12 protein-coding genes are annotated in these 13,088 nt (G+C 43.0%); 11 read left to right on the forward strand and 1 reads right to left on the reverse strand.

The window, feature by feature from the left end; all coding sequences use genetic code 11:
• Positions 1-96 precede the first annotated feature (96 nt).
• The 6 genes from CR194_RS14080 (at position 97) to CR194_RS14105 (ending at position 6,175) form a co-directional block, all read left to right on the forward strand.
• Complete coding sequence (locus tag CR194_RS14080) at positions 97-696, forward strand: PspA/IM30 family protein (protein WP_110610317.1); 600 nt, start codon at positions 97-99, stop codon at positions 694-696.
• Positions 697-1,239, forward strand: coding sequence for a hypothetical protein (locus CR194_RS14085; RefSeq protein ID WP_146035960.1), 543 nt, complete (start codon positions 697-699; stop codon positions 1,237-1,239).
• A gap of 92 nt (positions 1,240-1,331) precedes the next feature.
• On the forward strand, positions 1,332-2,906 hold the full coding sequence (locus CR194_RS14090; RefSeq protein ID WP_110610319.1) for a flotillin family protein: 1,575 nt from the start codon (positions 1,332-1,334) through the stop codon (positions 2,904-2,906).
• A 352-nt stretch (positions 2,907-3,258) separates the two neighbouring features.
• Positions 3,259-4,155, forward strand: coding sequence for an AEC family transporter (locus CR194_RS14095; RefSeq protein WP_110610320.1), 897 nt, complete (start codon positions 3,259-3,261; stop codon positions 4,153-4,155).
• A 127-nt stretch (positions 4,156-4,282) separates the two neighbouring features.
• Positions 4,283-5,671 (forward strand): diguanylate cyclase, encoded by a 1,389-nt coding sequence (locus CR194_RS14100; RefSeq protein WP_110610321.1) that lies wholly within the window; start codon positions 4,283-4,285, stop codon positions 5,669-5,671.
• 78 nt (positions 5,672-5,749) lie between these two features.
• Positions 5,750-6,175 carry a ComEA family DNA-binding protein gene (locus CR194_RS14105; RefSeq protein WP_158282279.1) on the forward strand — a complete coding sequence of 142 codons (426 nt, stop codon included), beginning with the start codon at positions 5,750-5,752 and terminating at the stop codon, positions 6,173-6,175.
• A gap of 46 nt (positions 6,176-6,221) precedes the next feature.
• On the opposite strand, the gene CR194_RS14110 is transcribed toward CR194_RS14105, so the two are convergent.
• Positions 6,222-6,869 (reverse strand): YigZ family protein, encoded by a 648-nt coding sequence (locus CR194_RS14110; protein WP_110610323.1) that lies wholly within the window; start codon positions 6,867-6,869, stop codon positions 6,222-6,224.
• A 623-nt stretch (positions 6,870-7,492) separates the two neighbouring features.
• Between CR194_RS14110 and CR194_RS14115 the strand changes: the two genes are divergently transcribed.
• The 5 genes from CR194_RS14115 to CR194_RS14135 all read left to right on the forward strand — a co-directional run bounded on the left by CR194_RS14115 (position 7,493) and on the right by CR194_RS14135 (position 13,033).
• Positions 7,493-8,635 carry a sensor histidine kinase gene (locus CR194_RS14115; RefSeq protein WP_110610324.1) on the forward strand — a complete coding sequence of 381 codons (1,143 nt, stop codon included), beginning with the start codon at positions 7,493-7,495 and terminating at the stop codon, positions 8,633-8,635.
• A gap of 152 nt (positions 8,636-8,787) precedes the next feature.
• Positions 8,788-9,480: a response regulator gene (locus tag CR194_RS14120; protein WP_110610325.1), complete on the forward strand. Its 693-nt coding sequence runs from the start codon at positions 8,788-8,790 to the stop codon at positions 9,478-9,480.
• A gap of 206 nt (positions 9,481-9,686) precedes the next feature.
• Positions 9,687-10,541, forward strand: coding sequence for a DegV family protein (locus tag CR194_RS14125; RefSeq protein WP_110610326.1), 855 nt, complete (start codon positions 9,687-9,689; stop codon positions 10,539-10,541).
• Positions 10,542-10,682: 141 nt separating this feature from the next.
• Positions 10,683-12,233, forward strand: coding sequence for a DEAD/DEAH box helicase (locus CR194_RS14130; RefSeq protein ID WP_110610327.1), 1,551 nt, complete (start codon positions 10,683-10,685; stop codon positions 12,231-12,233).
• Positions 12,230-13,033: a ComF family protein gene (locus tag CR194_RS14135; RefSeq protein WP_110610328.1), complete on the forward strand. Its 804-nt coding sequence runs from the start codon at positions 12,230-12,232 to the stop codon at positions 13,031-13,033. The genes CR194_RS14130 and CR194_RS14135 overlap by 4 nt, the downstream gene beginning before the upstream one ends.
• Positions 13,034-13,088: the final 55 nt, after the last annotated feature.

Here is a 13,088-nt window from a genome sequence, read left to right on the forward strand (position 1 = left end):
TATTTTAAATGATTTTACATCATTCTTCCATTTCGTACACCGTTTTCTGTATACTTAGAGGAGTACTTATTTCATGATAGGAAAGGAGGAAGAAGGATGATCTTATGGTTTCGCAGGCTCAAACGATTTTTTACGGATGATGAGTCGAAGGGAGAAAGCGAGTCTTCTGGTGATCTTGTTGAGATGGTTGATGAATTACTACGGGACATGGATAGTGAGTTGGCGGATATGCAAGGCTCACTGAACAAGCAAATCGCCTCAGAGAAGCGTTTAAAGAGAAGGATCGAGTTGATGCAAAAAGATTCTCTCCAGCGCGAACAGGATGCCATTCAGTTTCTCGAAATGAATGATGATCAATCGGCGAGACGGGCTCTGCTGAAAAAAGAAGAAGCTGACAGAGGGATAGAGGAAATGGTTTCATTATATGAGTCGGCTCAAGTACACAAGCAAGAATTACTTCGTCACATTGATGAACATAGGCTTGATTACAAAAGACTACAAAAGAAAAAAAGCGAATTACAATCAAAACGAAACCTGCACCCTTCTTCCTCCGTACATGAAATGGAGATAGCAAAGGATCATGTTCTTCCTCAGAACGATCTTGAAGAAGTCCGTTTTGATAAAGGCCAGTCGCTGAAATCAACGGTAGATGAGAAGTTGGCTGAACTGAAGCAATCACTAAAGAAAAGAAAGTAGGTGAGCGACATGGAGCTGTTCGGGTATGATATTGAATCCATTTACTTGTTCTTACTCATTGCAGGTGTGGTCTTGACGGTTTTGTACATATTTGTAGGGGAATTGATTGAAGGGTTAATGGACATAGGTGGAGACGCCATCTTAAATCCGATAACGGTGATTGGTTATATCACCTTACTTGGCGGACTGGGATACGTCTTAGAAACGATGGCATTTTTCATAGGAAGTGGGATCATTCTTTTGATCAACCTTGTCGTCTCAGCGATTGTGATCGTTTTAGTGAACTACTTCATTATTCTTCCGGTAAAGCGATCCGAGAAAAATACGTCCTATTCTATTAATGAATTAAAAGGAGCTGTCGGGGAAGTGTTCACAACCATTCCTGAAAATGGCTTCGGCGAAATTATTATTTCACGGACGCACGGCACGGTCAGCAAAGCGGCTAAGAGTTTTGATCATGAAGTATTACCTGAAGGGACGAAGATTCTCGTCATCGACATCGATGATGAAGGAGTCTTCCTCGTGTCAAAGCATTACGAGTGATTTCAGTCGTTCAGAGGAGTTTCAAGATTTTTTTGTTATAAAAGTGTGGGGACAGGTGTTTTCCACTAGAAATGAAAAGAGGAGTTGGCAGGATGGAAACGATTTTTATTGTACCAATTGTGGTGGCCTTTGTATTTCTTGTTTTACTAGGCGTTTACTTCACTCGCTACCAAACATCAGGGCCGAACGAAGCGTTGATCGTTACAGGTAGTTATTTAGGAAAAGGGAAGAACATCTCAGAGGACTCAGATGGGAAAAAGATGAAGATTATCCGCGGGGGCGGGGCATTTGTTGTACCGGTGTTCCAACAGTACGCGAAATTTAGCTTATCTAACTATAGTCTGGATGTACGGACGAGCGGAGCTTACACAGAGCAAGGTGTACCTGTATCCGTCGATGGTGTGGCGATTATCAAGGTTGGATCAACGATGGAAGAGATCGCTACAGCCGCAGAACAATACTTAGGAAAAGCAACAGCCGAATTTGAAGAAGAAGTGCAAGATGTTCTTCGAGGTCACTTACGTTCGATCTTAGGGTCTATGAGCGTTGAGGACATTAACAATAACCGTGAGAGATTCAACCAAGAAGTCCAATCGGTTGCCTCTCGTGATTTTAACAAGATGGGACTTGAGATCAAATCGTTTACTCTTCAAGAAGTCACAGATGCTCAAGGATACCTCGATTCCCTCGGTAAGCCCCGTATCGCCGAAGTGAAGCGAAACGCAGCGGTCGCCGAAGCTGAGCGTAAGAAAGAAGCACGGATTGAAAACGCCCGTGCTGAACAAGAAGCAAAGGCGCAAGAACTGGTTCGCGATACAGAAATCGCCAACTCCGAAAAAGAAAAGCAACTGAAAATTGCCCAATACAACCGTGAGCAAGATCAGGCTCGTGCGGAAGCCGATCAGGCATACGACCTACAGACGGCGAAATCGAAGCAACAAGTGACTCAAGAACAAATGCAAATCCAGATCATTGAGCGAGACAAACAAATTGAACTGGAAGAGCGTGAAATTGTTCGTCGTGAAAAGCAATACGACGCCGAAGTACGTAAGAAAGCGGACGCCGACCGTTATGAACAAGAACAGCGAGCAGAAGCATCGAAAGTTCAACAAATGCGCGCAGCAGAAGCGTCTCAATACCAAATTGAAGCTGAAGCAAAAGCGAACGCAGACGCAGAACGTTTCCGCGGGGAAGCAGAAGCAACTGTTACATTTAAAAAAGGTGAAGCGGAAGCAAAAGTTATCCTTAAAAAGGGTGAAGCAGAAGCAGAAGCGAAGAAGAAATTGGCTGAAGCATACGATCACTACGGTGAAGCTGCAAAACTCAGCATGATCCTCGAAATGCTTCCAGCTTATGCGAAAGAAATCGCCGCACCACTTAGCGCCATAGACAAAGTGACTGTCGTCGACACTGGCGGTAGCGGCAAAGATGGAAACTCTGGCGGAGCAGGAAAGATGTCCGGTTACGTGACAGACTTAATGGCTACTCTTCCAGAAAACTTGAAGGCAGCTTCTGGTTTAGATGTGAACGAGCTGTTAGAAAACTTCTCAGGAAAAGGAAACGTGAAACGCAGCGTGGATGATCTTACGGAAGAATTATCCTCGAAAAATTCCGATCAGAACGAACAAGAAGATTCTTCGCAGAGTGACGAGAACACAAGAGCATAAAAACAGCAGAGTCGCACTTCTCGTAGTTAGAGAGGTGCGGCTTTTTTTCTATGTATTGGGCAGCAAATGTTTTGTAGTCGTTTCGGGACCCGTTGTATCCAGTTTGAAAGGTTCTGTAGCTGGTTTGAGGGATTCTGTAGCCCGAAGGTCGTCCTGTAGTCGCTTTGAAAGGGGGAAGGCAAAATCATTCAAACCCACATATTAACTAGATCTGTGTAAATAAAAATAGATAAGGTTTAACTATAAATCTCTCGACTTAAAAAACTTTGTACAGGCACCGAAATAAAGTGTTAAAATCTTACTTAGAATCCGAACGCCTTGTGCAAATGTTCAGTGAGGAAGCGATCTGTTTATGACTATTTTTATATCCGTTGTTTTGCCAGTGATGTTTGTGTTCTTGATAGGTTATGTTGTGCAGAAGTGGCGCAAGGTAGATATCAAGCCCATTTCCACACTAGCTATTTATATTTTGACTCCAGCTCTAGTGTTCGAGACTTTTTACCAGGCAGAGATGAACATCCAGTACGCTTACATGATTGTCTTTGCCCTTGCGTTGTTATTCGCGTTAATCATCATTAACAAAGTTTATGCTTGGCAACGAAAGTACTCGTCCAGCATGGAAAGTGGACTCATCCTGTCCACTGCATTTATGAATTCAGGGAATTACGGGGCTCCGATCATTTTGTTTGCCTATGGACAAGAAGGATTTGCGTATGCCGTCTCGTTTATGGTGTTGCAGGCTGTTATCATGAATTTTTTCGGCGTGTATTATGCGGCACGGGGAGTTTCCGGTGTGAAAACAGCATTGAGAGTCCTTTTATTAATGCCGGTAACTTATGCCGTCTTGTTAGCGATCCTATTAAAATCGTTTCAAATACAAATACCTGATAATTTCATGCAACCAGTGGAACTGATTTCACAAGCGGCGATCCCGACAGTGATGTTAATTCTTGGTATGCAGTTAGCTCAAATTAAGTGGGCTCGTTTTGAGTGGAGTAAAGTTTCATTCGCTGTAGTGGTTCGTCTCGTCGTATCACCTATGATTGCTTGGGGAATTACCCTTCTAATGCCGTTAGATCCGTTACTGGCGAAGGTGCTTATTGTGGCCGCTGCCATGCCGTCTGCCGCGACGATTGTCATGTACGCCGTAGAGTTTGATGCGAAACCGAAGTTGGTCTCCAGCATAACGCTGATCACGACGTTGCTAAGTATATTTACGATTACGCTCATTTTAATGATTCTAGGCTAGTTCCTTTCGGTTAGAGGAATAAGTTGGAAAAAAATAGGAGACAAACACTCTGAAACCGAGTATAATAGACTCATGACTTTTCCCTATTAATTAGACTAACTATTGTTAGAGGAGGTTAAGAAAATCATTGAAACATGAGCGGAATTTTATCCATAAACGGAATCGGTTGGTTTTGCAGTTGCTTATTTGCTTTTATTTTCTTAGCCTTTTGCTTGGGTACATCCTTCAAGGAAATATAAGTAGTTATCCATGGATAGGCTTGATCTTAATTGCCGGGCTCTGTTATATCGTTTGGAAACAAGTGGCTGCTAAAAGGACGATGTATTTAATCCTTTCCGTGTATTTTGTCTATTTATTTTATGTCATTATGGATTCCCCTGGGTTTTCATCTTACATATTTGTTTGGTTAGGCTTAGTGATTAGTTCTTTGTATAATAGGACCAAAGTGATCTTGATGGCTGCAGCATACACTCTTTTATTAACGTTCATTACCTTTACTACGTATCAAGATCAATTTTTCTCAAATAATCAACCAGCTGATATTGCCTATATTTTGCTATTTACCCTTTTTGTTTCCGTCTTCCTGATTTTTCAAAGCAATTTCACGGAACAAGTGTGGCATGGCTTGAACGAAAGTCAGGAAAAACTGAAATACATATTAGAGAGTGCTAACATCATTACGTATTCTTACAATCCTATTAGTGGGATACACACGGTTTCGTCAGGGATGAAAGCACTTGAGAACTTTTCGAAAACAGAGAAATCGTCTAGTCCAGTCCTGTGGAAATCATTGATTCACCCTGACGACTTGCCCTTTATTAGTAAGGTTGAGCAGGAAATTTATCAAGGAAAAACGATGGCAGTAGAGTACAGAATTCAGTTTTCCAAGACGAATATTATGTGGGTGGCGGCTAAATTTTTCCCGGTCATGTCTGAGCAGGAGCCAATGCTTGAGAGAATTGAAGGGGCGTTAGTAGATATTACCGATCGAAAAAAGGCAGAAGAGAAAATTGAATTTCTAGCCTATCACGATCCGTTAACGAAGCTACCGAACCGCTCGCAACTGTATCAATATGTTCACGACCAGCAACGGAATCGAACGTTCGACTATGAAAAAGCGTTCATCATTTTTCTGGATTTAGATTCATTCAAACAAATCAATGATACGTACGGTCACCAAACAGGGGATCAACTCTTGTCGCTTGCAGCAGAACGGTTGACCAGGTCATTGAAGAAAAAGGACATGGTCTCACGAATTGGTGGGGACGAGTTCGTGGCGTTTATTAACGGATTAACGATCGACGAAGCTATTCAAGTTGCAGAACGACTGCAAGGAGCGTTATGCTCCCCCTTTATAGTGGATGGGGAATCTATATCCATCACACCGAGTATCGGGATTAGCAAATTCACCTCGGTTGACGAAGACCTGGATACATTGATTTCTCAAGCCGATGCCGCCATGTATAATATAAAAAACGAGGGTAAAAACGGCATCAAACTGTATCACTATTCGTAGATAGGTGAAATAGGATAGCGACAACCGCCAGTTCTACTGATATAATACAGTTAACGTAGCATAATGGAGGCGGATGAGATGATAAAAAAAGGATTAGCACTCCTAGGTTCTATATTGGTTCTATGGAAAGTTGTTTTCCCTTTTTTAAGTAAAAAAATTGTCGTTGAACACGAGGTTGAGGTCGCTGGTAACGAACAAGTCTCTCCCCAGTTTGAAAACGAGCTAGACCTTGAAGAGGAAACTGGTAGCGACGACGAAGAATTAGATGAGAATGAGCAATCAGATTCTGATCATGCCGAAAGTCTAGTAGATGTAAACAAAGCGAACTTAGAAGAATTAAAGAGTATTACTGGTGTTGGAGATGATTTAGCAAGTAAAATCATTGCTGAAAGAGAAGAAAACGGCCTTTTCAAAAGCGAAGCCGATCTTCTTCGTGTTACCGGCATTGGAGAGAAGAAACTTCAAAGCTTACAAAGTTACATAGAAGTCAAGGAAGACATATGACACGAACGACAAGACCGCCAAGGATTGCCTTGACGGTCTTTGTTCTTTATTTCCCAGGAGCTTGAACGTCCTGCTCTAAGTAGGCTTGCCCGGTGTGTTCCACCAGTGCTTGGCCACTCGTTAGATTGGCGATCCATTCTTCAAAAGATGCTTCCTCTCCATGGGACACGTACGCTTCCAGTTTCACCTTTTCTAAGTAGTGTATTTCTTTTAATATGTAGGAAGATGAACGAATCTCGTTTTCCACTTTGCCTAACAACGTGTAGTCAAAGATAGCAGCGTAGATGTTCATTAATTTCCTCTCCACAACTCCCGTACCATTCAAGCCTTCACTTACAGCACTCCCGTACGCGCGAATTAATCCCCCTGCACCTAGTTTGATTCCGCCAAAGTAGCGTGTGACGACGACCACGGTATCTTTCAACTGTCGCTTTTTTAATACTTCTAGCATAGGCACGCCAGCGGTTCCAGATGGTTCTCCGTCATCGTTGGCTTTTTGGATTAGATCGTTTTCCCCGATCATATAACAAGAACAATTGTGTGACGCATTCCAATGCTGTTTTTTTATGGACTGAATGAATTCTTGAGCGTCTTCCTCTGAAGTCACACGTTTCACATGAGCAATAAACCGTGACTTTTGGATGGTTATTTCGTGTTCTCCGGACTCTTTCACGGTATAATAAGATGGAAGCATAAATAACCTCTCCTAACGTATCGTTCGTCTATGGCAAGTAATTGTAAAAAAATATAGAAAAGTACACATATTGTGATGAATGTTTATAAAATTAGGGTATGATGGATAATAGGGCGTGTCAAGTCTACTGCTATTGAGAAGACATCGAAGAATAAAACCTTGACTATCCGCCGACGTGAATGGAATATTACGGAAATTATAGTTAGGATAATATTACCACACGAATCATTTTCGACAAGAATATTGATTGCTAATATGATAGAAAATGAACATGTAAATGAAAGAAAAATTGTTAAAACTGTATAAAAATGAATCGAATGACTGATGACCCCCATAAATCTAAAGTTGGTTACGATTTTTAGAACAAGAGTTGTTCCGATTTGACAACGAGATTAGAATCTCTTATTTGGATGCAACATCTGTTCCGAAGAGTAAGTATTAAAATCACTCTGTTCATCATATAGACACTGGATCAACACTGTGCGAACGCAGTCGCAGGCTGCCCATTCAATCACCAGCTACTTTTCATGACTAGATCAGAGTCTTTAATAAAGGGACAAATTTGAGATCATTTACTCTTTCAATTACACTACTATTTTTCGAAGCAGAAAGAGAGGGGTTTGATGGGCTCCGTTCAATCAATTGAATTTATATTAGACAAAATGATGGATATGGTCGGAAAAAGTAAGGAAGAAATTTTCGAAATTGGCGAAGAGTCAAGAAATGAATACGACAACTTGAAAAGAGAGTTGTCAGATATTCAGAAGAAAGTCATTAAAATGATTGAACAATCGGAACGAACAGAACTTCATTCTCGTTTTGCCCGAAACCGATTGGCTGAAGTGAGCAAGCATTTTTCCCATTACAGCGATACAGAAGTTCGTGAGGCGTATGAACAAGCGAACGATTATCAAGTGAAACTGGCGCTGTTGCACCAAGAAGAAAAGCAGCTTCGCGATCGCCGCAATCATATTGAACGAAGATTGATGAAATTAGGCGAAACGATGGAGCGAGCAGATCATCTCATTAACCAAATCAATGTTGTCATAAATTATTTAACAGGAGACTTGCAACTCGTCTCAGATATGGTAGCGGATGCGGAACAAATGCAGCAATTCGGCTTGAAAATCATTCATGCCCAAGAAGAAGAGCGGAAAAAACTTTCCCGGGAAATCCATGATGGACCGGCACAGACGATGGCGAATGTCATGTTGCGATCAGAATTAGTGGAGAAAATCCTTGATCAGCAAGGTGTAGAGAAAGCCCGGATCGAAATTCGTGATTTACGAAAGATGGTTAAGGATTCATTAGGCGAGGTCCGACGTATTATTTATGATTTACGGCCGATGACGTTGGATGATCTAGGTTTGGTACCTACGCTTGCTAAGTATATACGAAACGCCGAAGAGCATACCGGTATTTCTATTTCCTTTAAGAATATCGGGAGAGAACGACGTTTTCCAGCAAATATGGAAGTAGCTATTTTCCGGTTTGTCCAAGAGGCGATCCAAAATGCGTGCAAGCATGCCGCCCCTTCAGAGATTCAAGTGAAGATGGAATTGACGGATAAACGAGTCACCGCAATTATTAAAGACAACGGAAAAGGATTCGACCCATTGCTGAAAAAAGAAGGCAGTTTTGGTCTTGTAGGGATGAAAGAACGGATCAACATGCTGGATGGCAAGTTAAGTATCGACTCTAAGCCAGGCAAAGGAACATTAATTATGGTCCAAATTCCGGTGAGTCCCCACGGAGAGTCCGAATAATTAACTAGTAAAAATAAAACAATACAAAAGAACTAAGAAGTTCCGTTCATTGACCGATATACAAACGATTTATAGTGCACGATGCTTAATGAAGACGACATTTCACATGAACATACTAGGAGAACTACTTAAATAATTAGGAGGAGAATACCATGGAAAATAACTTAAAGATTGTACTCATTGATGACCACCAACTGTTTCGTGAAGGTGTAAAACGTATTCTGTCGATGGAAGATCATTTTGAAGTGGTTGCAGAAGGCAGCGATGGGGAAGATGTGATCGACCTTGTTCGTCAAAACCAGCCCGACGTGGTCCTTATGGACATTAATATGCCGAACGTGAATGGAATGGAAGCAACGAAGAACTTGGTCGAAACTTTCCCGAAAGTGAAAGTATTGATTCTATCGATTCATGATGATGAAACGTATGTCACTCATGTCTTGAAAACAGGCGCTTCAGGTTATTTATTAAAAGAAATGGATACAGAAGCTTTAATTGAAGCGGTGAAAGTGGTTGGAGATGGCGGAGCGTACATTCATCCGAAAGTCACACACAATTTAGTAAATGAATACCGTCGATTAGCTAACGATAACGGACCGGAAACGGAAATCGGCTTCCGTGAAGTGGAATACCGACGTCCTCTTCATCTTCTTACTCGACGTGAGTGTGAAGTATTGCAATTGATGACTGATGGTAAGAGTAACCGTGCCATTGGAGAAGCCCTCTATATTAGTGAGAAAACGGTGAAAAACCACGTCAGTAATATTTTACAAAAAATGGGCATGAACGACCGCACACAAGCAGTTGTAGATGGCATTAAAAACGGCTGGGTTAAAGTAAATTAAGTGAGCTTCGTTCTGTCGAATCACTTTGTTCTGTAAAGGAATGACGAAGGGAAGGATAGGACAAGCTAAGCACCTGCTTTCGACAAGCAGGTGCATCTTTGTGTAGACAGCCGGTTCAATCAATTGGTACTATTAGGGTATTGTTTAAACAAACTTAGGTCTCCGGCAAGAAATGAAAACAAAAATGAAAGAAGTGAGAAATCGTCATGAGTAAAATCGCCATAGTGACTGACAGTACGGCTTACATACCGAAAGATTTAAGAAAACAACATAACATCACGATGGTTCCTCTGAACGTCATTTTTGGAGATGAAGCCTTTCAGGAAGAAAAGGAAATTACGACAGAAGCGTTCTACGCGAAAATGAAAGAAACAGAACAACTGCCAACCACTTCTCAACCTGCGATTGGCCTGTTCGAGGAGACGTTTCAGAAACTGGCGGATGACCATGATCAAATTATCGTGATCACCTTATCAAGCGGAATTAGTGGCACGCATCAAACGGCGCTTGCGGCTGGAAACATGACCGGAGATGTGGAAGTTCACGTCTTTGATTCAGAAGTGAGCTGCATGATTCAAGGATTCTACGTCCTCTCTGCGGCAAAAATGGCCAAACAAGGCTACAAAGCGAGAGCCATCCTTGATCACCTATACGAGATGAAAAATCACATCCGTGCTTATTTCATGGCAGATGACTTAAACCACCTCCACCGTGGCGGCCGATTAAATGGCGCTCAGCTATTCGTTGGAAGTCTCTTGCAAATCAAACCCGTGCTTCATTTCGACAACAAAGTGATTGTTCCATATGAAAAGGTCCGGACAGAAAAAAAGGCCTTAGCGAAAATTTGTTCCTTATTAGATCAAGATGCGAAAGACGGTGCCCCGCTGGACATTGCTGTCATTCATGCCAACAGACCTGAGAAGGCAGAAGAAATCGCCGAAAAGCTTCGCACGAAATATCCAAACGCGACGGTTTATATTAGTTACTTCGGGCCAGTGATCGGGACGCACCTCGGTGAAGGTAGTCTTGGCATCGGTTGGGTTGATTCTACGTTTAGTTAGATATCATTATAGAAGGAATCTTTGCGACGGCCGTTGGACCTGTGTCTAATGGATCCCGTTGCATCCGTTCCGATCGATTTGAACCACCCTCTCAACTCCCCCTCTTTCTACCCACATGACTAATAAAGGAGGCGCATCCTTATGCGTTTTTATTCTATCCCCAAGGAAGAAAGGCCAAATAGTAAAATGGCCAGGCTAATCCCGGAACCATTTGTTCCAATAGACCATCCCCATGCCATGAATCTTCTCGTACGACTAACAGACCTCCCTCACAATCAAAACACCTTTCCGCAAGTGAATGGCACGTTTCAAGAAACAGATGAATTAAGAAAAATGATGACAGGCCGTCGCCTTTTGTTAGACGAAATCACCGCGCTAATTCCACTACAGCTTATTCAAGAACACGTCAATCAAGGCTTTATTCAATATGAGTCTGCCATGATGACTCAACCGAAACTCACGTGCAAACGTTGTGGCAATCAGGACCCTTTTTTGTTTGGAAAAATCCAGTGTGCCCGCTGCAGGCAATCGTGTCGATATTGCCGAGCTTGTCTCATGATGGGAAGAGTGTCCCAGTGCAGTCCACTATTGACGTGGCATGGAGATCGTCGACCATCTAAAAAAGAGCACATCCTTGGCTGGGAAGGAACGTTGTCCCCAGCGCAGAACAAAGCTGCCGAAGCCTTGAAAGAGCAAGTATCTGATCTTTATGAAGGCCATCAGGAATTCCTAGTCTGGGCGGTGTGCGGATCAGGAAAAACAGAAATGCTTTATCCAGCTATTCACAAAGCCCTAAATCAAGGCGATCCGGTCCTTGTTGCCACGCCTCGGACCGATGTAGTACTAGAATTGTTGCCAAGAATGACGGCCGCTTTTCCGAACACCAAGGTTCGTGCTTATTATGGCGGACTGGAACCCTCTGAACGTTACAGCGAAGCCGAACTTGTTATTGCCACGACCCACCAGCTCCTCCGTTTCTATCATCATTTCTCTCTCGTAATTATCGATGAAGTCGATGCCTTTCCTTATACGTATGATGCCAAACTTCAATATGCTGTCAAGAACGCTCGCACTCGCGCCAGTTTAACCGTCTATGTCACCGCCACACCACCAAATTTATTAATTCGCCAGGCGAAGATAGGAAAGCTTCCCCATGTGAGAGTGCCAAGAAGATACCACGGCCATGATCTTCCCGTACCAAAACTAACGTGGGCAGGAAATTGGAAAAAGAGGCTAGAGAAAGATCGGTTACCATTCGCCCTTATCTTTTGGTTTCGTGAACAGATCGAAAAGAGCAATCAAGTCTTTCTATTCGTTCCTCATATTCAGTTAATGCCGAAAGTAGTCAATGGGATCAAGGCTTCATGCCAACAAGTCACTGTCGAAGCTGTTCATGCCAACGACCCGGATCGGCGGGAAAAGGTGAGCAAATTCAGAGAAGGGGCAACGAGAGTTTTAGTGACGACGACCATTTTAGAACGAGGAGTTACGGTCAAAGGCGTGCAAGTGGCCGTATTTGGAGCGGAAGACCGAATATTTACGGAATCTGCTCTCGTGCAAATTGCTGGCAGAGTAGGCAGAAGTCCTGATCAACCTGACGGAGACGTGATCTTCTTTCATCACGGGAAAACAAAAGAAATGATCAAAGCAGTGCGACATATTAAATTGATGAATAAGGAGGGGATTCGATGACAAGTTGGAGAGACCATTTGTCCGAGACGAATCGCTGTTTGTATTGTCATGAAGTGTTTTCTGGAGAGGTCAACTGGACGTGGGCCTTGGGATTATCAGAGGAAAAGCTTCTTTGCCCCGCTTGTGAAGGGAAATTAGAAGAAATTAAGGAAACTGGTTGTGACATGTGTGGCCGGCCAGTGGAACAAGAAGGACACGAGTTTGTCGATTCAACGGTAAAACGGTCAGCCTCATTTGTTTCAAAGCCCCAGTTTCTGTGCCGTGATTGTTCCCGGTGGGGAGAGGAAGATCGTTGGAAAAATCATTCTTTAAAGCACCGGGCACTGTATAGCTATAATGACTTTCTTCAAGAAGTGATGGCGACGTTTAAGTACCGAGGTGATGCAGAAATTGCGACATTATTTTCCGGGAAATTAAAGAAATTGGCGAAATCAGCGGGGCGAATAGATGTGGTGACGGTGATTCCGCTAGCTGATGATCGGTTGTGGGAGCGGGGCTTTAATCAGGCGGAATTACTGGCCGGGGCGTTTCGGGTTCGGCATTTATTAGTGCGAACGGTTTCGACTGAGAAGCAGAGTAAAAGGGACCGACGCGGACGGATGGCAGCACTTGAAGGGGCATTTCGTATGTCTGAAGAGGGGGAGCGATTGGAGTTGAGCGGAAAACGTGTGTTGATAGTAGACGACATTTACACGACGGGTTCCACGTTGCGGTCAGCAGCATCGGTGATGTATGAAGCGGGGGCGGTTGAAGTGCTGGCGGTGACCGTTGCGAGGGCTACGGGCAAGTTGAAAAAGTAAAGGTTAAGGTTTGTTGAATGTGGTCGATATAGTTTATATAGAGATTCAATTGAAG

Origin of the sequence: Salipaludibacillus keqinensis, from assembly GCF_003226325.1 — a bacterium.
Classification (GTDB): Bacteria; Bacillota; Bacilli; order Bacillales; family Salisediminibacteriaceae; genus Salipaludibacillus; species Salipaludibacillus keqinensis.